Source organism: Jeotgalibacillus sp. S-D1 (genome assembly GCF_004358665.1).
In the GTDB taxonomy this organism is placed as follows: Bacteria; Bacillota; Bacilli; order Bacillales; family Jeotgalibacillaceae; genus Jeotgalibacillus.
On record NZ_SMZR01000006.1, the window covers coordinates 189,788 to 213,553 of the forward strand.

21 protein-coding genes, 1 pseudogene and 1 riboswitch are annotated in these 23,766 nt (G+C 42.2%); of the genes and pseudogenes, 12 read left to right on the forward strand and 10 right to left on the reverse strand.

What is annotated here, in order from left to right:
- The first annotated feature begins 2 nt into the window (after positions 1–2).
- From E2R51_RS16640 to E2R51_RS16680, 9 genes and pseudogenes are all read left to right on the forward strand, one after another.
- The gene (locus tag E2R51_RS16640) at positions 3–671 is read left to right on the forward strand and encodes an amino acid ABC transporter permease (RefSeq protein ID WP_133378212.1); all 669 of its coding nucleotides are present in this window, start codon (positions 3–5) and stop codon (positions 669–671) included.
- Between the two features lie 14 nt (positions 672–685).
- Positions 686–1,408, forward strand: a complete 723-nt coding sequence (locus tag E2R51_RS16645) for an amino acid ABC transporter ATP-binding protein (RefSeq protein ID WP_133378213.1) — start codon at positions 686–688, stop codon at positions 1,406–1,408.
- Between the two features lie 331 nt (positions 1,409–1,739).
- On the forward strand, positions 1,740–2,414 hold the full coding sequence (locus E2R51_RS16650) for a response regulator transcription factor (RefSeq protein WP_133378214.1): 675 nt from the start codon (positions 1,740–1,742) through the stop codon (positions 2,412–2,414).
- Positions 2,415–2,480: 66 nt separating this feature from the next.
- Positions 2,481–3,851, forward strand: a complete 1,371-nt coding sequence (locus E2R51_RS16655) for a sensor histidine kinase (protein ID WP_240733119.1) — start codon at positions 2,481–2,483, stop codon at positions 3,849–3,851.
- The gene (locus E2R51_RS16660; RefSeq protein WP_240733120.1) at positions 3,844–4,416 is read left to right on the forward strand and encodes an SCO family protein; all 573 of its coding nucleotides are present in this window, start codon (positions 3,844–3,846) and stop codon (positions 4,414–4,416) included. Before E2R51_RS16655 ends, E2R51_RS16660 begins: the two co-directional genes overlap by 8 nt.
- Positions 4,417–4,666: 250 nt before the next feature.
- The gene (locus tag E2R51_RS16665; protein ID WP_133378217.1) at positions 4,667–6,088 is read left to right on the forward strand and encodes a PepSY-associated TM helix domain-containing protein; all 1,422 of its coding nucleotides are present in this window, start codon (positions 4,667–4,669) and stop codon (positions 6,086–6,088) included.
- 14 nt (positions 6,089–6,102) lie between these two features.
- A complete protein-coding gene (locus E2R51_RS16670; protein ID WP_133378218.1) occupies positions 6,103–6,588 on the forward strand; it encodes a FixH family protein in 486 nt (161 codons plus the stop codon).
- Between the two features lie 183 nt (positions 6,589–6,771).
- Positions 6,772–8,106 (forward strand): copper amine oxidase, encoded by a 1,335-nt coding sequence (locus tag E2R51_RS16675; RefSeq protein WP_133378219.1) that lies wholly within the window; start codon positions 6,772–6,774, stop codon positions 8,104–8,106.
- A 106-nt stretch (positions 8,107–8,212) separates the two neighbouring features.
- Positions 8,213–8,388, forward strand: a riboswitch (cobalamin riboswitch).
- Positions 8,389–8,541: 153 nt separating this feature from the next.
- A pseudogene (locus E2R51_RS16680) lies at positions 8,542–9,002 on the forward strand (acyl-CoA thioesterase).
- Positions 9,003–9,309: 307 nt separating this feature from the next.
- On the opposite strand, the gene mbcS reads toward E2R51_RS16680, so the two are convergent.
- Entirely contained in the window at positions 9,310–10,881 is a 1,572-nt protein-coding gene (gene mbcS, locus E2R51_RS16685; RefSeq protein WP_133378220.1) for an acyl-CoA synthetase MbcS, read from the reverse strand.
- 292 nt (positions 10,882–11,173) lie between these two features.
- Between mbcS and E2R51_RS16690 the strand changes: the two genes are divergently transcribed.
- Both E2R51_RS16690 and E2R51_RS16695 read left to right on the forward strand, forming a co-directional pair.
- Positions 11,174–11,809, forward strand: coding sequence for a YczE/YyaS/YitT family protein (locus E2R51_RS16690; RefSeq protein ID WP_165967252.1), 636 nt, complete (start codon positions 11,174–11,176; stop codon positions 11,807–11,809).
- Positions 11,810–11,952: 143 nt separating this feature from the next.
- Positions 11,953–12,585: a YczE/YyaS/YitT family protein gene (locus E2R51_RS16695; protein WP_133378221.1), complete on the forward strand. Its 633-nt coding sequence runs from the start codon at positions 11,953–11,955 to the stop codon at positions 12,583–12,585.
- A 91-nt stretch (positions 12,586–12,676) separates the two neighbouring features.
- Here the strand turns inward: E2R51_RS16695 and E2R51_RS16700 are convergent, their stop codons facing one another.
- On the reverse strand, positions 12,677–13,510 hold the full coding sequence (locus E2R51_RS16700) for a glycerophosphodiester phosphodiesterase (RefSeq protein ID WP_133378222.1): 834 nt from the start codon (positions 13,508–13,510) through the stop codon (positions 12,677–12,679).
- Positions 13,511–13,721: 211 nt separating this feature from the next.
- On the opposite strand from E2R51_RS16700, the gene E2R51_RS16705 reads away from it, so the two are divergent.
- A complete protein-coding gene (locus E2R51_RS16705) occupies positions 13,722–14,057 on the forward strand; it encodes a L,D-transpeptidase (protein WP_133378223.1) in 336 nt (111 codons plus the stop codon).
- 156 nt (positions 14,058–14,213) lie between these two features.
- On the opposite strand, the gene E2R51_RS16710 is transcribed toward E2R51_RS16705, so the two are convergent.
- From E2R51_RS16710 to E2R51_RS16745, 8 genes are all read right to left on the reverse strand, one after another.
- Complete coding sequence (locus tag E2R51_RS16710) at positions 14,214–15,479, reverse strand: M48 family metallopeptidase (protein WP_133378224.1); 1,266 nt, start codon at positions 15,477–15,479, stop codon at positions 14,214–14,216.
- 174 nt (positions 15,480–15,653) lie between these two features.
- Positions 15,654–16,046, reverse strand: a complete 393-nt coding sequence (locus E2R51_RS16715; protein WP_240733121.1) for a DUF2512 family protein — start codon at positions 16,044–16,046, stop codon at positions 15,654–15,656.
- An 87-nt stretch (positions 16,047–16,133) separates the two neighbouring features.
- Complete coding sequence (gene mgtE, locus E2R51_RS16720) at positions 16,134–17,495, reverse strand: magnesium transporter (RefSeq protein WP_133378226.1); 1,362 nt, start codon at positions 17,493–17,495, stop codon at positions 16,134–16,136.
- 443 nt (positions 17,496–17,938) lie between these two features.
- Positions 17,939–19,282 carry an ABC transporter permease gene (locus E2R51_RS16725; RefSeq protein ID WP_133378227.1) on the reverse strand — a complete coding sequence of 448 codons (1,344 nt, stop codon included), beginning with the start codon at positions 19,280–19,282 and terminating at the stop codon, positions 17,939–17,941.
- A complete protein-coding gene (locus E2R51_RS16730; RefSeq protein WP_133378228.1) occupies positions 19,279–19,971 on the reverse strand; it encodes an ABC transporter ATP-binding protein in 693 nt (230 codons plus the stop codon). Before E2R51_RS16730 ends, E2R51_RS16725 begins: the two co-directional genes overlap by 4 nt.
- A gap of 82 nt (positions 19,972–20,053) precedes the next feature.
- Entirely contained in the window at positions 20,054–22,012 is a 1,959-nt protein-coding gene (locus tag E2R51_RS16735; protein WP_133378229.1) for a hypothetical protein, read from the reverse strand.
- Positions 21,984–22,886 (reverse strand): ABC transporter ATP-binding protein, encoded by a 903-nt coding sequence (locus tag E2R51_RS16740; protein ID WP_133378230.1) that lies wholly within the window; start codon positions 22,884–22,886, stop codon positions 21,984–21,986. Before E2R51_RS16740 ends, E2R51_RS16735 begins: the two co-directional genes overlap by 29 nt.
- A complete protein-coding gene (locus tag E2R51_RS16745) occupies positions 22,879–23,265 on the reverse strand; it encodes a GntR family transcriptional regulator (RefSeq protein WP_133378231.1) in 387 nt (128 codons plus the stop codon). Before E2R51_RS16745 ends, E2R51_RS16740 begins: the two co-directional genes overlap by 8 nt.
- Positions 23,266–23,766 lie beyond the last annotated feature (501 nt).

Here is a 23,766-nt window from a genome sequence, read left to right on the forward strand (position 1 = left end):
GCATGCCAGAAATTATTGTTACATTATCAGAGGTATTTACGCGTACATTATCAGGATTTTTGGACGCAACGGTTATTACACTGCAGCTTACAGCAATTGGAATTGTTCTGGGCTGTTTGCTTGGGCTGTTCTTTGCCCTGTTAAAGCTATCTAAATCAAAGCCATTGCAGTTTATTGCAAATGTATATATCACGATCATTCGCGGAACGCCATTAATTGTTCAAATAACCTTTTTGTATTTTGGGATTACTGAATTTATTACTCTTACAAACTTTTGGGCGGGAGCCATTGCTTTGGGTGTTCATAATGGTGCCTATATTGCAGAGATTTTCCGGGGTGCGATTCAGGGAATTGATAAAGGACAGTCAGAGGCCAGCAGCTCGCTTGGAATGACCAAAGCGCAAAGCATGAAACGCATTGTATTTCCACAGGCGTTAAAAAGGTCCATTCCACCTCTTGGAAATCAGTTTATTATTGCGTTGAAGGATTCTTCCCTTGTCTATGTTATCGGTGTAGCCGAGCTCTTCTCTCTTGCCAACAGGGAGGCCGCTCAGTCCTTTCAGCCCTTTGAAACCTATCTGGTAGTAGGACTCTATTATTTAGTACTGGTTATGATCTTTAGCTATTTGTTAAAACTATACGAAAACAAACTTGACGTTGATAAGGATTAGAGAGGAGGTCGCATATGATTATTGCAAAAAATATCCACAAATCATTTGGAGATTTAGAAGTGCTAAAAGGAATTGACCTCCATGTAGCACCAAAAGAAGTTGTTGTACTTGTAGGTGTCAGCGGTTCAGGTAAAAGTACACTTTTGCGCTGTTTTAATTTTTTGGAAATGATTAATCATGGAGAAATTGCGATTGATGGGAAAACGATAAACCCTAAAAAAGATAATTTAAATAAAATACGTGCTGAAGTAGGAATGGTTTTTCAGCATTTTAACTTGTTTCCTCATAAAACAGTGCTTGAAAACATCATTGAAGCACCGATGCAGGTAAAGAAAAAAGGGAAACAGGAAGCAATCAAGCATGGAAGACAGCTGCTTGAAAAGGTCGGTCTTGCAGAAAAAGCGGATGTTTACCCAAGCAAATTGTCGGGCGGCCAAAAGCAGCGTGTTGCCATCGCAAGATCTCTTGCAATGGAACCAAAGGTCATGCTGTTTGATGAACCCACATCGGCTCTTGATCCAGAACTCGTCAGCGAAGTACTTGCAGTAATGAAACAGCTGGCACAAGAAGGGATGACGATGGTTGTCGTAACACATGAAATGAGATTTGCGAGAGAAGTTGCAGACCGCATCATCATGCTGGATCAGGGGAGGATTATTGAATCAAATGATCCGAAAACATTTTTTGAAAACCCTGAGCATGAACGAACCAAGCAGTTTATCCAGCTGGTGGAGTAGACAAAAATCAGTAAAAAGCTCTTACGAACCGAACATGTTCGTAAGAGCTTTTTTTGATTACACTCTATTATTATAAGAAAGCTCAGGGTAGCGGAAATGATCCAATTCCATCACAGAGTAATTTTTTTAGGGTCTCTTATTGTCCACACACCTACTTTATTTAGAGAAAAACGGCAATAATGGTTGTGAGGTGGAGGTCTTGACGCTCGATCAATCCTATCAGGCAATAGAATTTCTTCCGTTAATTGTCTATTTTCCTTCACACTCTTTTCACAGCCACCTGCTAAAATAAAGATAAACTGACCAAAGTGTATTGAAACGAGGAATCAACATGAGCGTTCGAAAGATATTAATCGTGGACGATGAAGCTGCTATGAGAAATTTGATAAGATCCTTTCTTGTATCTGAGGGCTACGTAGTGACGGAGGCGGCAAACGGAATGGAAGCATTAAAAATTGCCAAAAACGATCCCCCTGATTTGATGCTGGTAGACGTGATGATGCCTTTTATGGATGGGTATGTTTTTACTGAAGAGATAAGAAAAACCGCAGATACACCTATTATTTTTCTTTCTGCTAAAGGAGAGGAATGGGATAAAGTGAAAGGCCTTAAGATTGGGGGAGATGATTATCTTGTTAAACCTTTTCATTCAGGCGAGCTCATTGCCAGAATTGAAACGGTGCTGAGAAGAAGCGATCCGCATTTTCACAAAAGCAATTTGATGAAAGCCGGACCAATTTCACTCGATCTAACAAGCTATCGCGTTTTTCTTGAAAATGAGGAGCTGTCGCTGACGATGAAAGAGTACAAGCTGCTTTCTCTTCTTGTCACCAATAAAAACAGCCTGGTTACACGGGACTACTTAATGGAAACAGTGTGGGGGCTTGAATACAGCGGGACTGAGCGGACGGTTGATACACATATAAAAACGCTTCGGATGAAGATGAAGCAGCATGGAGAGCTAATCAAAACGGTATGGGGATTAGGATACAAACTTGAGGTGTAGAGGTTGATAAAAGGTAAATTGAATTTTAGCCGGAAAATAATATTGCTTCTTGCAGGAAGTGTTGCATTGTCTTTTCTTTTTTCGTTCGTTTTTTTTCACTTTTTATACAAGGATCTCTATCTGAATACAGTACGTGAATCAGTTGAGTATCAGGGTGAAAGGACTGCCGCCCACTACCATTATGGAGAATTGACCGATGATATCATCGAAAAAATACAATGGTACAATGTGGTATCTGAGTACGAAGTGATTGTTGTAGATGAGATGGATGAGCTGAATCTTTCTTTTCCATATAAGATTGGCAATGAAAGCTTGGTGACAGATGAAGATCGGGATGTGCTGCTGTCAGGCAAGTCGCTTATGAAAGAAGGGTTCGTTGAGGATTTGCAGCGTGAAGTAATTGGAGCGATATATCCGATCAATGATGGCAGTGAGGTGATAGGCTACATCTACATCTATGTCCCTTTGGCGGGATTATCACAGGTTTTTGGCACCAGTATTCCGGTCTTGTTTCTAATCGGGACTCTTTTCTTCCTGCTGTTAATCTATGTGATTAACCGTATCAGAAAATCACTTTTTAAACCATTGGTGTCCATTCAGCAATTATCAAGAGAAGTTTCAAAAGGCAATTACAAAAATCGATTAAGCATTGATCAAATGGATGAAATTGGCCAAATGTCAGCGGCATTTAATGAAATGAGTGAAGCGCTGGAACATCAGGAAGAGCGAAAAAAAGAGTTTCTTTCTAACGTGGTGCATGAACTAAGGACGCCATTAACCTACATCAATGGCTATACAGAAGTGCTTAAAAACAAGCTGTACAAGACGCCGGCAGAAGAAAAACAATACCTGGAAACAATCGAACGCGAAGTAGACCGGTTAAAAAAACTTCTTTCCGATCTTATTGAGTTAAATCATCTGCAGGATGATGTGTATCACTTTGAATATGAACCGATTGCGCTCGGGCAGCTGCTGCATGACACCGTAGACCTTTTCCGTATTTTATCTGTTCAAAAAAATATATCTTTTGACATGGATATTGATGAAGAACTGATTATCTACAACGATGCCAAACGCATCCAGCAGATTTTCTATAACTTAATTGATAACGCAGTTAAATACTCTCATAAAGAAAGTGTCATTTATGTTTCTTTAAATTCCGATGGCAGCCAGGTGGCATTTAAAGTGGCCAACACCGGACTGACGATCTCGCCGGAAGATCTGGACCGGATAGGAGAACGTTTTTTTCGTACGGATAAAGCAAGGAACAGGGGTACCGGCGGGACGGGACTGGGCCTGTCGATCGTAAAAGAAATTATACGCATTCAAAATGGCACGTTTTCCATTAACAGTACGGAAAGCGGTCAAATTAAAGCGATTGTTGAGCTTCCGCTTAACGAAGACCGACTTAAAGGAGAGGGTGAAAACAGTGAGTAAAAAGGGTAAATTTGTTTTCGTACTTCTGTTGGCTGCTATTGGGCTGGCGGCGTGTTCACCCTTCCAAAAGCAAGGTCCTGTGGTGGACAACTTTACGTTTATCAACCAGCATAATGAGGAATTTGGCCTTGAACAACTTGAAGGGAAAGTGTGGATAGCGGACTTTATATTTACAAACTGTGAAACTATATGTCCGCCGATGACGGCGAAATTGGCAGCGGTTCAAAAAGAGCTTAAGGCAAAGGGTTTAGATATAGAGATTGTCTCATTTAGTGTAGACCCTGAGGTAGATACCCCGGAACGACTTAATGATTACCTGGCCAAATTCACAGATGATGACTCTAATTGGAACTTGTTAACAGGTTATCCACAGGAGCGGATTGAGACGTTTGCTTTGGATGAGTTCGAAACACTTGTAAACAAACCCTCCGGATCCGACCAGGTCCTGCATGGCGTGAATTTTTATATTATTGATCAAGACGGAGCAGTAGTGAACGAATTTAGCTTTACGGACCCTGAGTTAATCGATAAGATGGTGGAGGAAATCGAGAAGTATGCCTCTTAAAATGGGGAGCTGTGAAAGCTGCAGCTCTGTTTTTATGTGAACAGTTAGCTAATAATTCTAGTAAAACGTTATTCTTCATTATTACTTCACATTTATCTCGTATTGTATTAATGGAAAGAAATTTAGTGCACCCTGCAGCGTTTCAAGCAATAAATAAGCTTTTAAAACTTGGTGAAATGAATACTATTTCCCCAGGGTGAGCACGCTGGAGAATAAGTGATAAATGGAATGATATAAAAGGAGAATAACGATGAAAGAATTGAAAGCAGCAACCGAACAAACTGACCGTTTGACTTCCACTGAACCCACGAAACCTAAAACGACTAAAGCTGCCTGGTATCAAGCTGTATGGCGCTGGCATTTTTACGCTGGATTATTCGCTGCCCCTTTTCTGCTGATTCTTGCGTTTAGTGGAGCGGTGTACTTGTTTAAGCCTCAAATAGAAGGATTTCTTTATCAGGATCAATATATGGCAGATGAGATGGGGAGCCAAAGTTTGCCATCTTCCAGTTTGATAGGGGCGGTTCAGGAAGCATATCCTGATGCAGTGATATCAAGCTATAAAGTGTATGATGAAGAATCCAGAACCGTAGAAATGAGCATAATGGATGGAGAAACACCAAAATCCGTATATGTAAATCCTTATACAGGTGATGTTCAGGGTGAGTTAATCGTTAGTGAGAAATTCACAGAAATCTTTAAAAAGCTTCACAGTGAGCTTATTGTGGGCGGAACGTTTGCCAATCGATTAGTGGAACTAGCCGCGTGCTGGACAATCCTGCTATTGGTTACAGGTCTGTATATGTGGTGGCCGCGAAACCGCAAGTCGATTTGGGGAACGGTTTTGCCGCGTTTTCGGTCAAAGGGACGGACATTTTGGCGTGATCTTCATGCAGTCCCTGCCTTTTGGTTTTCCATTATGATTGTTATATTAATCGCAACAGGACTTCCATGGTCTGGTGTAATGGGTGGACAAATCGACCGGCTGGCAAACTCCACAAACAGCGGCTATCCGGCTTTTGCTACAACGTTTGCTGAAAAGCCTCAATCTGCTGTTCGTGCAGATGACGTAGCGGAAGATGTACCATGGGCTTCTCAAAATAGTGAGGTTCCAACGTCTGCAGTTGGAGGCTATCAAACCATTTCCATGGATGACGTAACCATGATTGCCTCAATGGAAAAAGTGGCGAAGCCTTACACGATTTCCATGCCAGTAGGAGAGGAAGGCGTCTATACCATCGCTACTTCTCATTCAGCTCCCTGGGATAATGCGACTTTACATGTGGATCAATACAGTGGCGGGGTGCTGTCGGACGTCCGCTTTAATGAATGGGGAATTATGGCGCAGGGAATTACTGCAGGTATTGCCTTGCATGAAGGCAGATTATTTGGGTGGTTCAACCAGGCGCTTGGTTTAATTACATGTCTTGCCATTATGGGAATTGTCATTAGTTCATTTGTGATGTGGCGAAAAAGAAAGCCGGATGGTTTAGGCAGTCCCAAAAAACCGGTAAGTAAAAAAGTAACACGAACTGTTTTTGTTCTTATGATTATTGGCGGCATCCTAATGCCGCTTGTCGGTCTGTCAATTTTAATCGTTCTTATCTTTGACTTAGTAATAGTCAAGCGTATTCCGCCATTGAAACGCTGGTTTCATGGACGAACTGCATAGAAAGGAAGTATAAAATGAAGAAACAAATGACTTTCCTCCTCGCATCGGCGATTTTACTACTAACCGCATGCAACGGGGGGGAGAATTCCCAAAGTGAAGAAGCTCCTAAAGTGGTAGAAGCAGATATTATTATTCCGGACACAATTGAGCCTAATGAAGAAACGGTTCTTCAGGTAAAATTATCGCAAGACGGTGAGCCCGTAGAGGATGCAAACGATGTAATGTTTGAAATTTGGAATGATGTAGAGGGTGGAGAAAGCGAAACTCATGATGCATCTCACGTTGGTGATGGAATTTATGAGATTAAGATGACTTTTGAGGAAACATCACTTTATTCACTGCAAACCCATGTAACCGCAAGAGACATGCATGTCATGCCAAAAAGACAATTTGCAGTGGGCGAAGTAACAGAAGAACAAATCAATACAGCTGAGGAAAATGCCCGCAATCAAAGCAGCACGTTTATGGAATCCGGTGACCATGACGGCCATGAACATTAACTTTAATAATCTTTCTAAAGCTTACCAGCTCACTGCAGCCGGTAAGCTTTTTTTATGCAGAAAAATAAGATGTATGAATAAATAAAAACTTTTTTTAAAAAAAGTGATCTAACGATTAATTGTCTCCGTTTACTTAGTGTATTTAAAAAAACAGACAAAAAAGAAAAAGGAGTGTGACAGAAAATGAAGATGAAAAAAATTGCAGCATCAGTATTAGGTCTCTCACTATTAGTGCCAACGGTAGGACAAGCAGAGGAGGGAATGGGTGTTACCAACCCGGCTTCAGATTTAAGAGCTGATTTGGACTACTTGCTGTCTGAACACTTTGTACTTGCAACAAACGCAATGGTTAAAGATTATATGGATGCACCGGATGCAGAGGCTTACAATGAGGCGCTCGATCAAAACGCAGCAGATATGACACCGGCTATTGCCTCTATCTACGGTGATGAAGGAGCAGCAGAATTTGAACGGATCTTCCGCGGCCATAATGATTACACGGCTGACTTAGTAGAAGCAGCTCAAACTGGTGATGAAGAAGCTCGTGCAGCAGCTGAAGATGAAGTAGAAGAATTTGTAGTAGAATTTTCAGCTTTCCTTGACACTGCAACAGAAGGAAACCTTCCTCAGGAAGCAGCTGAAGAAGCCATTCGTGCACATGAGATGGATGTTCTTTCATTCTTTGACAGCTATGTAGAAGAAGATTATGAAGGAGCTTACACTCATTTCCGTGAAGGTTATGACCGTATGTATGATATTTCTGGAGCACTATCCGGAGCGATTGTCGCTCAATTCCCGGATAAATTTGAAGACAATAAAGTAGATTCTCCTCAATCAGATCTTCGTTCAACATTAAATAATCTTGCTGCAGAGCACCATGCACTTGCAGTTATGGGACTAACAAGCGGTGTTGACGGAGCAGCAGACTACGATTTCGTAACATGGGCTGAGGATATGCATACAGAAGATTTTAAAGCAGCAATTGGTTCAATTTATGGGGAAGAAGGAGCAGCAGGCTTTGAAAAAGTATGGACTGCCAACCACATTGAAGCAGAAGGTGAATTAGTATCTGCTTACATTGCAGAAGATGAAGAAGCCATTTCAGCAGCTAAAGAACAATTTCAAACATTCTCTAACGACTTTGGTGCCTTCCTTGGAACAGCAACAGAAGAGAACCTTCCTACAGCTGATGCTCAAGCAGCAGTATGGGGACATGAAGAATTAAAACAAGCAGCACTTGCCTCTCACGTAGAAGGTGACTATGCAGCATCTGTATCTTCCCTTCGTGAAGGATATAAATATATGTTTGGTGTTGGTGAAGCGTTAGGCAACGCAATCGTTGCACAAAATCCAGATCAGTTTAAAGGGTCTGAAATGCCTGAAGAAATGCCAAACACAGGTATGGGCGGAAGCCAGCAGGAATCTTCTACAGTAGTATGGGTAGGAGTAAGTGCAGCAGCTTCAGTACTGGCAGCAGCATTCTTCATGCTACGCCGTAAAACTCAAGATCAATCATAAACCATTCAGTCCCCGTGTACACAAAGTGTGCGCGGGGTTTTTCTGTGGGAAAATTAAGTAGACAGGTAAATGCTTTCAAGCTATGATAAAAAGGAATTACTAATTTCATACTATTCAAGCAATAGGTGACGAAATTTTTCGTTTAAAAGGGAAGCCAGTGAAAGTCTGGCACGGTCGCGCCACTGTATCGAGGAGTACATATTATTCCACTGTCCACAGGATGGGAAGGGGATATGTACAGTGAATCGGAGTCAGGAGACCTGCCTATTGTATGCACAATGTACCTACGCGAAATAGGGAAGGGTGATATCAGCTGTATTCAACGGGGATTTGTGAATACTTTTTTGTGATATCAGGCTCTCTCCTTAAAACGGGGAGAGCTTTTTTGTCTTCCCAAAAGGAAAAGAGGAAGAAACATTGCAAACGAAACTGCCAATGAGTCAATCAAGAACCATCCAGTCTAAGCTCGTTCTGCCGCCGGATACTAACCACCTTCAAACTATATTTGGGGGAAAGGTGCTGTCATACATTGATGAGATCGCCGCCATTACAGCAATGAAACACGCAAACCGGGTTGTCGTAACAGCATCGATTGATTCTGTGGATTTTTTATCATCTGCCAGAGTGGGGGATGTACTGGAACTAGATGCCGTTATAAGCTCCACAGGCAGATCGTCTATGGAAGTATTCGTTCGAGTGCGATCAAAAAATTTGCTGACAAAAGAAGAAAGGATAACAACACAATCATTCTTAACCATGGTGGCTGTGGATGAAAAGGGCGCCTTCCTGTTGAGGTTCCGGCAGTAATTGCGGAGACAGAGGAGGAACGGCGTCTGATTCATGGAGCTGCCGCAAGAAAAGAACATCGAAAATTAAGAGCCCCGATGCCAGGTTAAAGAAATAGTAGGTAGAAGTCTTTGTGAACTGTGTTGGATTTGTGGTGAGAAGCAGGTAAATTGTCACGACCCGCTGATTGAGGGGGCAGAGGCTTCGATTCGCGGACGAAACCCGCTGATAGGAGAGATGCAGGTTTCGATTGAGCGATTGAACCCGCGGATTCCGGAGCGCAAGGCTTCGATTCCGCCGCTTGCGCAGCCCCAGCCTCCGGTCCGGCGCCTGAACCAGCGAATTCACCACCGTCCAACCCAGGATCTTCAACAAAACAAAAAAACCCCGCTGCTTAAATAAACAGCGGGGGAAAAATCATGGGTTTTTGCGCAATTCAACTCTCCTGATCTTGCCGGAAGCCGTCTTAGGCAGCTCATCGATAAATTCAATTTTACGCGGATATTTATAGGGAGCCGTCATTTCTTTTGTATGATCCTGAAGCTGCTTAACGAGTCCTTCATCAGCAAGGGTTTCACGATCACGTAAAACGACAAACGCTTTGACGATATTTCCCCGTATTTCATCCGGTGCTGCAACCACTGCGCATTCGCGGACTGCGGGATGCTTAAGAAGGGCATCCTCGACTTCAAATGGTCCAATGGTATAGCCTGAGCTGATAATGATGTCGTCGCTCCGACCTTCAAACCAGAAATAACCGTCTTCGTCCCGTGTGGCCTGGTCCCCAGTTAAGTACCAGTCTCCCCGGAAAGCTGACTGAGTGCGTTCATAGTCATTAAGATACTCTTTAAATAGGGCAGGACAGTCCTTATGAACAGCAATATCTCCAACTTCACCTGCTGCAGCCGGCTGGCCTAAATCATTTATTATGTCCACGGGATTCCCAGGGGTGGGCTTCCCCATAGATCCCGGTTTGACCTCCATATTTTGAAGGTTGCAGACAAGCAGTGTATTTTCTGTCTGACCATACCCGTCCCGGAGGTTAATGCCAAATGCTTTCTGAAATGCATCAATAACCGGCCGGTTTAACGGTTCTCCTGCGGATACGGCACTTTTCAGATGTGGCAGCTGATAGGCATTTAAATGATCAACCTTTGCCATCAACCGGTATTCTGTTGGCGTACAGCACAGTACCTGAATTTGTTCTTTTTCCAGAATGCCAAGATACGTGTGAGCATCAAAGCTGCCATTATAAACAAAGGCAGTAGCGCCCAGCGTAATAGTTGAAAGAAACGGACTCCAAATCCATTTTTGCCATCCGGGAGCTGCTGTTGCCCAGACAAGATCTCCCTCTGTCACACCGAGCCATTCTTTTGCCGCGGTGCGGACATGTGCATAGCCCCATCCGTGCGTATGTACAACCCCTTTGGGATTACCTGTCGTTCCGGATGTGTAGGATAAGATCGCTGTATCATGACGGCTTGTCTGTGCACCGTGATAGGTAGTGCTTTGTTCGGAAGCAAGAGCTTCAAGCGGCTGCCAGCCGTCTTCCTTTCCCCCTACAATGAGCTTCGTCTGCAGGGAGGGGAGGTCCTCATCTATTGCATTAATTTCACCTGTTGTTTCGTGATAAGCAATGACCCCTTTGGCTTTTGCGTGATTTATCCGATAAATTAAATCTTTTTTCCGCAGCATATCGGAACATGGAATCGCGACTATGCCGGCCTTTAAGCAGGCAAGATAAGCCATATACGCTTCAGGAACTCTGGGCAATATGATAAGCAGCTTATCTCCTTTTTGAATCCCCAGGCTCAAAAATGCCTGTGCGAACTGGTTTGTTTTATCTATCAGTTCTTTGTAGGACACCTCGCGGCGATTGTTTTTTTCATCCTGCCAGCGGATCGCCATTCGGTTCGTATCTTTTGAATATTGCTCTACTTCGCTTGCGATATTGTATTGATCAGGTGCAATCAGATGCTGAAATGACATTTTTTACTCCTCCAAAACGATGCCAACTTCCTGCAGTTGTTGGCATGCCAGTATTGTGACCGGTAAATTTTTTTCCAACTTCTTATATTCGGAAAATAGACTTCTTATTGATTGTAAACGTACGTAAAAATGCTCGTCAAGGATGTTAATTTAATTTTCGGACAATAATGACAAATGTCATTTGGGATGATTGACAGATGTTGTTCATTCTCCTGAGTGGTAAATGTTCTATTCCAGTTGGAATATTTTTGATACACTAGAAAAAGTGAGTCTGTATAGAAAAGAAGGTGGAATGTTGAAAACAAAAGTTACGCTTGGGCTGTTTTACACGATTGGTTTAGTGCTGTTATCCTTTGGCATTAGCATGATGATTTTAGCAGATCTTGGAGCGGGGCCATGGGACGCGCTCTATGTGGCTTTAGCAGATATTCTTGGCTTTACGGTGGGCACTTGGATTTTAATCGTTGGTTTCCTGTTAATCCTGTTAAATGCATTTTTACTTAAAAGAATGCCTGATTTTTTTGCTGTAATTACTATTTTCATAATGGGATTTTTTATTGATTTCTGGCTTCTTTTCGCTTTTGCAGACCTGATTGTACCCGATACTGGTTCAAGAATAGCCATGCTCGCCGGAAGTATATTAATTATTGCAGCAGGTGTATCTCTTTATCTCCAGGCAAACTTTGCCCCTAATCCAATTGATGGATTAATGATGGCTGTAAACGTTCGAACGGGTTTAAGTCTGTCGAAATCAAAAACCGTTCTTGAAGTAGCTGTTATGGTAATTGCCTTAATAATTGGAGGTCCCATAGGAGTTGGCACTGTCATTGTTGCTTTTGGAATAGGGCCGTTAATTCAGTTGTTTTTTGTTCCGGTGTCAAAAATAAAATCCAAAATGGTGCTTGCCCCGGATGCAGCATCAAAATAATATTTACCCGATTCAAGGCTTGCTGTTCATAGTATCGTTCATTTTTGTAAGCGATTTCGATTTGGCAAAAACTTATTGTGGTACGTACCTCTATTGCCGTGTTAAGATAAGCGGGTGAGATTTTTAATAGAAGAGGTGCAGCCATGAGAAATGGGTTCATTATAGGTATGTTTTATTTAACCGGATTGTTGTTTTTGTCGCTGGGAATCAGCATTATGATTGTGGCAGATATCGGGGTGGGCCCGTGGGATGCACTATATGTAGGGCTTTCTGAGACGATTGGTTTTACAGTCGGCACCTGGGTATTCATTTTAGGGATTATCTTAATTTTGCTTAACGGGTATCTGATGAAGAGAGTGCCTGATTTTCTGGCCATTATTACAATCTTTTTGATTGGGGTTTTTATGGATTTCTGGCTGCTGGTTGCATTTGCGGGGCTGGATTCACTTGCCATGCCGGTTCGCGCTGTCATGCTTGCAGCTGGAGTTGTGATTATCGCCATTGGGATAACCTGTTATCTTCAGGCTGATTTTGCCCGCAATCCAATTGACAGCCTGATGATGGCTATTCAATTCCGTTCTGGAAAAAGCCTGGCCGTATCAAAAACGATGATGGAAGTCAGTGTATTAATTCTGGCATTTTTATTTGGCGGACCGATTGGACTTGGAACCCTGCTGGTGGCGTTTGGCATGGGACCGCTGATTCAGCTGTTTATCACGCCGGTTACCAATATTCGCAAACGGCTGACTCATCAAAAGGAAGTCGTATTAAGTTAGACGCTGGCTCAACCCCTGAACTGTCTGGGGTTGAGTTTTTTAATACAAAAAACCCTGTACAGGATCTTGTACAGGGAACTAAATAATAGAATTAATTTGATTTTCTTGGATTAACATAATCAGGGTAATCCGTAATAATGGCATCCACACCTGATTCCAAAAGGAAATCAGCCGTTTCCTGGCTTCGCACTGTCCAGGATGAAATCTTCATTCCAATCGAGTGAACCCGATTAACCAGATCCTTCGTAACCAACCTGTAGCTTGGGTTAAAATAATCTGCGTACGTGCTGAATTCCCTAAGTGCCTGCTCAGTTGTGTCTTTACTGGAGGAGGTAAGAACACCAATCGGAACTCTTGGCAATAGAGAGTTTGTCAATTTCATTGATTCAAAGTTAAAAGACTGAATGATTATTTTCTCATTACGTGGTTTATCAAGATTACGCTCCTTTAATTTCAAGGCAATACTTTCTTCCATGCCTGGGTAAAGCTCAGGTGATTTTAATTCAATTAGTATACCAATTTTCCCCCGATAACGATCTAATACTTCTTCAAACGTCGGGATTTTCTCGCCTGTAAATTCTTCGCCTTTCCAGCTGCCTGCATCAAGGCTTCTTAGTTCCTCCAAGGTTAAATCACTTATGTATCCTGTACCATCGGTTGTTCTGTCTACGGAGGTATCGTGAATGACCACCAGTTGGCCATCTTTGCTTTGCTGTACATCAATTTCGATATAGTCTGCTTTCATGTCTACTGCTTTATCAAAAGCTGCAATTGTATTTTCAGGTGCATATCCTGAAGCGCCGCGGTGAGCTACATTGTCCACTTTTTTTCCTTCTGCAGCAGAAGCTGAAGCAAAGTTAGGGGTAAACAAACTAAACAGCAAAATTAAAGCAAAACCTGTGCTTAAAAATGTTCTCCTCTTCATTAATCAATCGCCTCCATTGGTAATTTTTTCTTACTCTTTTATTTTACCTGGAAAATATTGATCGCTTGTATCGTTATTATTAAGATTATTTTACATAGATGGGAAAGGTATTTATTCAGTATGTCGTAACTGCAAAGCAAAGCCGGTCTGCTAAATAAATCATTAGATCCTTTCATACATTGTTTTAAAGACACTGTTAGGAGGTGAGAAGATGACATTGTGGATTGATGTTGGTGTAGGGAAGCGTCAGTTAATCCTTTATGATGCGAGTATTGTCATTAAGCGCTATCCCATTGCAGTAGGCAAAATGCTGACGCCAACGCCAACAGGCAACTATATGATTGTAAATAAAGAGGATAATCCGGGAGGCCCGTATGGAGCTTTGTGGATGGGGCTATCAAAGCCTCATTACGGTATTCACGGCACTGATAACCCGAGTTCAATCGGCACTGAAGCTTCTCAGGGGTGCATTCGGATGTACAATGAAGACGTGGTGGAGCTATCCGCTTTAGTGCCGCTTGGGACAAATGTGTATATCCACAAATAACAGAAAAGTTTATTCAAACAATCGAATAACCGTTTTCATAATTACGAAAAAAACATAAGAAAGAGGCTGGCATAAAGCTCATCAAAAAGATGCCCTGCGAACAATAATACGTTCGTTAGGGCATCTTTTTATGTGCGGGGTTATTAAACTTTACAATCAGTTCTCAAGCTTCTTTATAAAGTCTTCATCATTTGTAACGCCTAAAAGGGAATATCCACTGTCACCTATACTGTCTTCTATAGATGGGTTTGCACCATTTTCGAATAACAGCAGAGCTAAATCATAGGTTTCCTGCGAAAGAGCAATCGTTAATGGGGTTCCATAATCGTCTGACGCGTTTGGATCCGCGCCGGCTTGCAAAAGGGCTTCAGCAATTTCCGGCTGATAGCTGTAGACCGCGTGAAGAAGAGGGGTAGAGCCATCAAAAGCGGTTTCTTCTAAATCAGTTCCTTCTTCAATCAATTCTTCTACAGCTGCGAGGTTCCCTTCATCTATTGCTGTAAATAAAGGAGAATCATAGGATTCATCCTCCCATAGATCAGGTGAGAAAATAGAGGCCACAACGGCTCCTCCAAAGGAGAAGGAAAAAATTACTGCCAGGTAAGCAGCAAATATTCCTCCAAACAACATCCCGGCTCCTAAAACAATTTTGCCCGTTTTAGGGGAGTAGAGGGGGGATGTTTCAGGATTCATAAACTGACCTATTGATTGTATTCGTTTAGGCAGCCGCGGATGTGTAGAGAGCACTTCACTCAGCCATACTGGTCCGTTTGATTCAGAGCTTATCTGTTCTAAATAAGCATCTTCATTTACTTCAACAGCCAGCAGTTTGCCGACACCCAGTATGGTCAACGCCCGTTTAGCAGCTGCCGCATTTTGAATCATGAAGGCGGCTTCACGGTCACAGGTGTACTCGCAGGACCGGCTGTAAGCCTGAGATAGAAATGGAATGAATTGAGCAGGCATAATAAGCATGTTCTTCCACACATGCCTGCGTTTAATATGGGAAAGTTCATGTGCGATGATGAAATCAAGCTCATCTTCCCCCTGTTGGCGTGCCAGTTCAAATACTTCTGAATACAGCACAACCATATTTCTTCCGAAAAAACGTGCAGCGAATGCATTAAGGGCACCTTCTGATTGAATAACAAATACATCAGGAATTGTTTTCAAGCCCATTTTTTGGGATAGATGAGTCACCCTGATATATACGTCGGGAAATTGCTGCTGGCTAATGCGAATGCCATTTCCACGAATTGACCCCAGCATCATCGCATTTAAAAATAACATTACTGCAAGGATGGCAAGTGCAATGCCGATCCCGATAATCGATATTGCTGCTAGAAAATAAATAATTCCACTAAAAATTGCGCTTATAATAAAATATACCGTCTCGCGCTCAGACTTAATTGCTTCTTGCAAACCATTTCCTCCTTATGATGGATTAAAATTACATCCATAATAAAATGTAAGCGAAGAAAATCGGATGGTCAATATAAAAAACAGGAATCCAAAGACTATTTATTGAGGAAAGGCAAAGGATTTAAAAAACCCTCAACCGATCAAAAGGTTGAGGGTGACTAATTAGTGCACTGATTAACTGGCAGAGGTCTTATTAATTGTTCCTGAGTGAGTGGAATAATTAGGGTTATTATAAACATTGTTAAATAACCATATATGAAATAAATATTCACCAGCAGCCACTATCACAGCGGTAACAAGCGAATTCGAAACTGTGTCTGTATATCCAAGAAGCTCTAAACCGCCCCACACAATTATGTAAGCTAATACTAAATCAGCAATGGTACTGACGATATTTCCTGTTTTTGGAAGCGTCACCAGATCACCGCCGATATAAGAGATGATCAGCAGCCCAAGACCAATAATAGTTGAATCCAGAAAACGCACGTCATTAAAAAGGGTAAGGATAATCCATACAACAGGTAAAACCAGCATTGCTTTTATGACGACCGCTTTGCCATGATTCATCATTTTCTCCTCCTTCAGTGAATTTATTACATAATTTCCACATTTGTAAAATATGTAAACATAAATTCTCCTTTTCCGGACGCAGAATTAAAGTGGAAAGCGCGCGATTAAAGCGGTGGCAATCCCGAAATATATAAGCAAAGACAAAATATCGTTTAAGGTAGTAATTAAGGGGCCGGAAGCAATGGCCGGGTCTATCTTAAATTTGTTTAAAATCAGCGGAATAATGGTCCCTGCCAATGTGCCGATAATTAAGGTGGTGAGCAAGGAGAGACCCACAATGAAACCGAGCGTCATGCTTCCCTGCCAAAAATACGCGATCATGGCAATTAGAAGACCACAGGACAGTCCGATCATTACCCCGACCATTAATTCTCTAAGAATCAGCTTGGATACTGTTTTTTTGTCAATACGATTGGTTGTCAGACCCCTAACCACGACAGCCAAGGACTGCGTGCCTGTATTTCCAGTCATTCCGGCAATCATAGGCATAAAAAAGGCAAGTGCTACAACAGTAGCCAGCGTCTCTTCAAATTCACTGATGATCGTCCCTGAAACCACTCCGATTAAAAGAAGCATAACCAGCCATGGCAAACGTCTGGCAAAAGCCACGACCGCTCTTGTTTTAAACGTTATTTCCTTACCTGAACCAGAAAGCCTTTCAATATCTTCTGTTGCTTCTTGAATTAATACATCAATGACGTCATCGACTGTGATGATTCCAATAAGCTTATCGTGGTCATCGATAACCGGCATAGCAATTAAATCGTATTGTTCGATTAAGCGGGCAACTTCCTCCTGGTCAACAGCCGGCTTCACTGTCATAACATCCCCGCTCATAATCGAACCGATCAGTGATTCAGCATCAGCAAGCAGCAAGTCGCGAAACGAAACGACGCCAACCACCTGATGCTTATTATTTACCACATATAAGTAATGAATGGTTTCAAATACCCTGGAGTACTGACGAAGTTTTTCAACTGATTCATTCACACTCATTTCAGGATAAATCCACACAAATCGATTCGTCATCAGGCGTCCGGCAGACTCAGCGGGATAGGTCATTATTTGCTGCACGACCGAAGCTTCTTCCGGGGACATGACTTCAACCAGGGCTGCAGCATCATCCTGCTGCAGACGGTCAAGCATCTTCGCCAGATCATCATTTTCCATGTCATCCAATATGCGTCCAAGTCTGTACCGTTCAATAAGTGAAATGGCAATCGCCTGACAATCAGGGGATAAGTGGCCAAGAAGATCTGCCGCATTTGAACTATGCAGAGATTCAATAAAAACTTTTCTTGAATCAGGATTCTCTATTTCTTCAAATAACCGCCCTCTATCAAACGGACGCAAATCATTTGTAAATGTTTCTAATTCAACTGCATTTCCTGATTGGAGAATGCTCTGCAAAGTCTCTTCCAATTTCTCATAAACCATCTCATTCATATCAAATCACCTCGTCTGCTACTGTGATCGTATCATATTTTATAAATACCAGCGTAAAATCATTTTTGTGAATTTAGGAAGGTAGGGGAGCGGGGGGAAAAGCTCTATCAAGGGCTCTGGCATTTAAACAATTGTTTGTTTGAATTGTAAGCTTAATCATCAAACGGCGGCTTAGTGTGTTTGGAGCTGAGAAAAACAAAGTGCTGGGCCAAAACTCATTACATTACAAAGAGAATGCCTTCATGTACTTATTCATGAAGGCATTCTTTATTTTAAACTGAATCATATATCTTTTTTATTATCTGTAAAACCGTTGCACGCTTAGGTTCATTGGAGCGGAAGGCGGCGACTCCTGCGTAATAAAGCGGGAAGGGTGAGCCACTCGGAAATGAACCGTTCGTTTTTGGAAGGGGCTCCATTATGTCCCAGCCTCTTGCCTTGAATTATATTTCTCTGCGCATCGCCTTCAGCACATCGATTTCTGTTGCGCGTTTAGCCGGACGCAAGCCTGACAAAATAGTAACCGTTAAACAAATAATAACCGCAATCAAAATCAGCGAGAAGGGAATTGAAGAAAATCTCAGACCGGACGGTAGCTTTTCATCAAATACCGCTTCTAAAATCATCGGCAGAGCAAGGTTAACAGCCACACTGATGGCATAGGCAGCTGCGATTCCGATTGCTGCACCAATCAGGCCAATATAGCTGCTCTCCAATAAAAAGATGCGTTTAATTACCTTTGGGCTAGCTCCTATTGCTTTCATAATGCCAATATCTGGTGCGCGTTCGGTCACGGCCATCGTCATCGTATTATAAATACCAATTGAAGCAATTAAAATAGCAATGGTACCAATGAAAATTAATCCAGCCTTAGCGACATTAAAAAGCATATTTAGCTGCTTCATTTCATTGACGACTGAGTAAGTGGCATACTTTTCTTCCTTCAGTTTGTCCGAGACCGCCTTTACCGCTTCAACATTCGCGGCGTAGACGGTGACGTTATCATAGGAAGTCTCTGACGTTTCTGTGACTTCCATCTCAGAAGGATCATACAGCTCTGCATTGGGTGTTCCCGTAAAGTCCTCTAATTCAGTTAATAAATGATCCGTCAGATAGACATTTTGATCCCACTCCCATTCTCGAGCGGGGGCTTCCATGACGCCCACAATGGTAACGTCAAAATCACCAGAGGATTCTTTGCCATCTGCTATTTTTTTCAGTTTAAGATTAAACGGCTCACCAATAATATTTTCATCGTAGCGGAATTCCTCTTTCACTAAACCCTGCTCATCATAGAGTTCTTCGGCGCTTTGTCCTTCTGGAATTAATGAAGATGCAAAATGATGGCCAACAACCACTTCATTTGGCGCCTCTGGCAAACGGCCTTCTGCCAGTTCCAGTCCGGATTTTTCCTCAGAAGGGAAGTGGGCGGAAACTGCAGGAGCGGGTACTTCATAACCTTCTGTTGAAAAGGTGACTTCCTGCAGAATGGATTTTTGACGTGTAACGGCATTTACCCCTTCGAGATCTTCAAATAATTTAATATCCTCATCATTAATCGCACGGTATGATGTTTCACTTTCTTCATAGCCATGAACCTGGATCTGAGTAACTTCACCGCTTTCCATTGTATCTTTTAAAACAGTGTCATGAAGTCCAAAAGCTACGGAGGCGAGAACAATTAAAAAAGCGCATCCCATAGCAGTGGCAAGAACAGTCATAAAAACGCGCACTTTATTTTTTTTCATATTTTGGATAATGAATCGAAATTGATCTTTTACTTTCATGCAAAAACACCGCTTTCTACAATTTTTCCATCCGCCAAAGCAATGGTGCGGTCACCGATACGGGCTACTTCATCATCATGCGTGATAATAAGGAACGTGACGCCAAGATCCCTGTTCAGTTCCCGAATAAATTGAAGTAAATCCTGTTCGGTTTCACTGTCAAGGCTTCCGGTCGGCTCATCTGCCAGGATAAGAGGTGGTTCCAATACAAGAGCCCTCGCAATGGACACCCGCTGCTGCTGGCCGCCGGATAATTCACTGGGATAATGCTCTCCAAAGTCTTCAAGCCCAACTTTTTTTAGCATGTCTGCCGTCGTTTTTCTCCGGGCATTTTCGCTCATTCCTTTTAAAATCAGCGGCAGTTCGATATTTTGAAAAGCAGTCATGCTTGGAATGAGCTGAAAGTTTTGAAAGATAAACCCCATATGCTGCAGGCGGAAGTCAGCAAACTCGGTCTCATTAAACTCACTTACTTTTTTATCCTGAATGATAATCTCGCCCTCTGTTGGATGAATAAACCCGCTGATCAGATTTAACAGAGTGGATTTTCCGGATCCGCTTCTACCTACGATCGTAACGATTTCACCTTGATTTACCTGAAATGAAATATTTTTTAGAACAGGCACAATCGTTTTGTTACCCTTTTTTCCTAAAACGAAATGATGGGTAATTTGATTTACATTTATCATTTTTAATTCCTCCTAAGCTAAATTTGGCAATAAAAAAGAAGGGACTCGTACGAGAGAATCCCTTCTTTAGTTAAGTAAAGCGTTATTGTAAAGATTCGGTGATAAAAGCAGGAGCATCGGCAAGATCAAATCCGTAAAACTGATAATTCGTATTTCCATCCATTGAAAACACCACGATATACTCTCCGTAGTAATTTGGCTGGCTAATATTTAGCAGTTCACTTATCTCATCGCTATCAACTGTTTCTATCTTTGGCTCTGGCAGGAGGGAAGGATCACGCCCTTCGTATACAATAGGTTCTATTTCACCCATCTTGCTTTCGTTACCTGCAACTTTTACAATTGTGGCGCTGTCGATGTTTTCAGTCAGCATTAGAGAGGAACTGTACCCGTTTTCCTTCAGCCAGCTAATTGTATGTTCATAGTCTTTAGTAAGAGAGATAAAGATATCTTCTCCTTTAGCCCGGGAGAAGGTGATGTCCCCTAAAAATTCACGCGGGGCATTAAGCAGCAAATATTGACTCGGAAGGTTTTTACTATCCTTTTCGAGTGCCTGAATTAATTCGTCCAGTTCCCCTAAGTCAGAAATTCGGGCAGGCCTTGCAGATGAATTATCGTATATCGTAGCAAAAGTTAGATCTGTTAAACTGTTTAACTGAGAAATCGGGTCATACGTTTGTTTGACAGCTTCGTTAGAGCGGAGGTCAAGTGATATCTCCTCCAGATAGGCAGTATCTACCTCATACTCACGACTTATGGAGCTGCCATCTTTAAGATTATATTTAATAAAGATATTCACAGAGTTATAAATATCACTGCGCTTATGATGAATTAGCTCATTATGAATATCAATAACCTGATTAATCGCTGTTTCATCATTCAAAGTTTTGCGGTCTTTTGGTTCGGAAAATTGTTCATTTAAAGCAACCGATTCCACTTCATCTGGCTCCGGTACAGCATTTTCATAAAATCCAGCCACAAAATTAACCGGAATAATCAAGAGCGTAATGATAACCCCATATACAATGAATCCTTTCCAGGGCCAGGAAAGACGAAGTGTTTTTTGCAGAATCATTTGAAGTATGGTGTAGCCAATAAAAGCTCCAAGTAAATACCCAATGATTGTCCAGAGAAAATCGCCCTGCTGGATTTCGCTGAAATAGAAGCCTCCGATCAGCATGACAAAAAGTGTCAGACCGTATAAAAACACATAGCGGAAAAGCGGGAACACAATGGATTGCTCGGTTGCTTCTGAAGGGCGTTTTGTGTAAGCAAAATAGGATACAGCTACAAACACAGCAGCCAGCAATGTGTAAATCATGTATTCCAGTCCGGTGAAGGGGCGATTATTCAATTCTGCCATCCGCACCAGAAAGATCCCATTGGTCAATAATTTATCAGTATACTGGTTTAATGCCAGGCCATTTACATAGTACTGAAGATTGACAAGAACGAGTACGACGAGAGAAGCAGGAACAACAATCATTAGATATGTTAAGCCTGCATGCAAAAGCCCGCTGCCAACAAACATGCCAATCATAATGGTGAAAATAAAAATCAACAGAACAATCAAGAAAGAAATGCCCATCCACTCGGCAATTTCAGGGAATGAATAAAATTTATCCGTAATTACAAAACGCAACAGCGATAAAAGACCTCCTGTCAGAACAATCGGCATAAGCAATGCAGCCGCTCCAACTACATAGGTGTTCGTTAAAATGGTCTGCCGGGTAAAAGGAAGACTGTGCATAAAATCGGTCGCAGCCTTTTTAGTGGTAAAGTTCACTAAAATAATTGCCAGTAATACAGGGAAGGAAGCATATGCCATTAGCTGAAACGGAAATGAAAAATCAAAAACCGCGTTAAAGGCAAATGTGTTTGGACCCCCGTAATAAGAGTTTGAGATCGTTAAATGGCGAATCAGAATACTAAGCGGCAGCACAATGATAAGAGCGAGTGCAAAAAAGATGCCGATCCAGCTGACCGAGCGGGCCTGCTGCTGAAACAGTCCTTTATTCAACGATAAGATTCCGGATTTCATAGCCGACACCTCCCAGTTCGTAAACGAAAATTTCTTCTAATGTCAGTGGCAGTAAATCAAAAATAGCTGGATTATATGTTTCTACATAAGAGGTAATTTCTTCTACTTTTCCTTTAACGATACAAAGCACCACACTGCCACGTTTTTCATAATGAAGAACATCCATGCCATCAAGGAATGATTTGTCAGGCACCTTTTTAAAGGCAATTTGCAGTTTGTGAATATCCGTTTTAAGTTCATCCATGTCCCGTTCAAACAAAAGTGCACCTTTATGCATGATGCCTACATAGTCACAAAAATCCTCCATTTCACGAAGGTTGTGGGAAGAAACCAAAAGAGTCAATCCGCGTTCAGCCACATCCTGTAAAATCAGGTTTTTCATTTGCTGGCGCACGACAGGATCCAAACCATCAAATGGCTCATCCAAAATCAGCACATCAGGCATTGTGGAAAGAGTTAGAATGAAAGAAGCCTGGCGCTGCATCCCTTTTGACATACGATTTAAATGTTTATCAGGATCCATTCGGAAATGGGTGGTAAGCTGTTTGAATCGTTTTTGATTCCATTTCGTGTATACCTGCTGATAAAAAGTACCCATGTTGTTAAGTGAAGTTTGATGAAGAAAGTAGGGCTGGTCAGGGATAAACAAAACCCGCTGTTTGCTTTCAGGCACTTCATAAACAGGCTGATTAGAAACGGTTATATCTCCTTTATCCTGTTTGTAAATGCCGGCAATCATTTTTAAAAGCGTCGTCTTGCCCGCTCCATTTGATCCAAGCAGCCCGTAGATGGAACCTTTTCGAACATGAAGGGAGAGGTCATTGACCGCCTGCAGATCTTCAAACTTTTTATCAACAGCTGTTGCTTTAATCATGCTTATCCTCCCTCTCTGCCACTTTCACTTTTTCAATCATTTCAATTAATTCATCCTTAGAACCGCCCAAAAACAAAATCTCACTCACGATTTTTTCTAAATCCTGTTTAAGCATCTCCAATCGCTCCTTATTCGCATCAATCTGGAATGGTGCCACAAAACTTCCCTTACCAGGAATTGAATAGATAAAGCCCTCACGCTCAAGCTCCCGATACGCTTTTTGAATTGTATTCGGATTAATCGTTAACTCCTGGGCCAAGCTGCGAACAGAAGGAAGCTGTTCATCCACCTGCATCACATCACGCATCATTAATTTTTTAAGCTGGTCAATCAGCTGTTCATAAATAGGGATCCGGCTTCTGGTGTCTAACGTAAACATCCGCACCCTCCTCATCTTAAAATGTACTATCTGTACTACCTATTGTAATACGGTTAGTACGGATGGTCAATAGGCAAAATTGTAATTATTTTCTTGGAAGTTTGGCGCGGGGGGATGGAGGGTGGAATGCTGTGCAACGAGCATGTCAATTGGCGTGCGAGTATCGAAGCCTTGGTGGTGTGAATCCGCGGGTGCAGGCTCTGGATCGAAGGGTATTGGTGTTCAATCCGCGGGTAGAGCTGCCGAATCGAAGGGTGGATGCCTCCAATCCGCGCCTAGTGACTAATTTCCTGCCTAATAAACTGGACGCACTCGATCCGTTTCAAGTTTCCTGTATTTTAAATGTGGCGTGTGTGAATCGAAGCGTTGGTGGAGTGAATCCGCGGGTGCAGGCTCTGGATCGAAGGGTATTGGTGTTCAATCCGCGGGTATAGCTGCCGAATCGAAAGGTGGATGCCTCTAATCCGCGCTTCATGACAAATTTTCTACTTCTTCCGAAAA

Excerpts from the sequence above, each read along its gene's own strand:
- E2R51_RS16640 (WP_133378212.1), top strand. The coding sequence starts at position 3 with ATGCCAGAAATTATTGTTACATTATCAGAGGTATTTACGCGTACATTA.
- E2R51_RS16645 (WP_133378213.1), top strand. The coding sequence starts at position 686 with ATGATTATTGCAAAAAATATCCACAAATCATTTGGAGATTTAGAAGTG.
- E2R51_RS16650 (WP_133378214.1), top strand. The coding sequence starts at position 1,740 with ATGAGCGTTCGAAAGATATTAATCGTGGACGATGAAGCTGCTATGAGA.
- E2R51_RS16665 (WP_133378217.1), top strand. The coding sequence starts at position 4,667 with ATGAAAGAATTGAAAGCAGCAACCGAACAAACTGACCGTTTGACTTCC.
- E2R51_RS16670 (WP_133378218.1), top strand. The coding sequence starts at position 6,103 with ATGAAGAAACAAATGACTTTCCTCCTCGCATCGGCGATTTTACTACTA.
- E2R51_RS16675 (WP_133378219.1), top strand. The coding sequence starts at position 6,772 with ATGAAGATGAAAAAAATTGCAGCATCAGTATTAGGTCTCTCACTATTA.
- mbcS (WP_133378220.1), bottom strand. The coding sequence starts at position 10,881 with ATGTCATTTCAGCATCTGATTGCACCTGATCAATACAATATCGCAAGC.
- E2R51_RS16690 (WP_165967252.1), top strand. The coding sequence starts at position 11,174 with ATGTTGAAAACAAAAGTTACGCTTGGGCTGTTTTACACGATTGGTTTA.
- E2R51_RS16695 (WP_133378221.1), top strand. The coding sequence starts at position 11,953 with ATGAGAAATGGGTTCATTATAGGTATGTTTTATTTAACCGGATTGTTG.
- E2R51_RS16700 (WP_133378222.1), bottom strand. The coding sequence starts at position 13,510 with ATGAAGAGGAGAACATTTTTAAGCACAGGTTTTGCTTTAATTTTGCTG.
- E2R51_RS16705 (WP_133378223.1), top strand. The coding sequence starts at position 13,722 with ATGACATTGTGGATTGATGTTGGTGTAGGGAAGCGTCAGTTAATCCTT.
- E2R51_RS16715 (WP_240733121.1), bottom strand. The coding sequence starts at position 16,046 with ATGAATCATGGCAAAGCGGTCGTCATAAAAGCAATGCTGGTTTTACCT.
- mgtE (WP_133378226.1), bottom strand. The coding sequence starts at position 17,495 with ATGAATGAGATGGTTTATGAGAAATTGGAAGAGACTTTGCAGAGCATT.
- E2R51_RS16725 (WP_133378227.1), bottom strand. The coding sequence starts at position 19,282 with ATGAAAGTAAAAGATCAATTTCGATTCATTATCCAAAATATGAAAAAA.
- E2R51_RS16730 (WP_133378228.1), bottom strand. The coding sequence starts at position 19,971 with ATGATAAATGTAAATCAAATTACCCATCATTTCGTTTTAGGAAAAAAG.
- E2R51_RS16735 (WP_133378229.1), bottom strand. The coding sequence starts at position 22,012 with ATGAAATCCGGAATCTTATCGTTGAATAAAGGACTGTTTCAGCAGCAG.
- E2R51_RS16740 (WP_133378230.1), bottom strand. The coding sequence starts at position 22,886 with ATGATTAAAGCAACAGCTGTTGATAAAAAGTTTGAAGATCTGCAGGCG.
- E2R51_RS16745 (WP_133378231.1), bottom strand. The coding sequence starts at position 23,265 with ATGTTTACGTTAGACACCAGAAGCCGGATCCCTATTTATGAACAGCTG.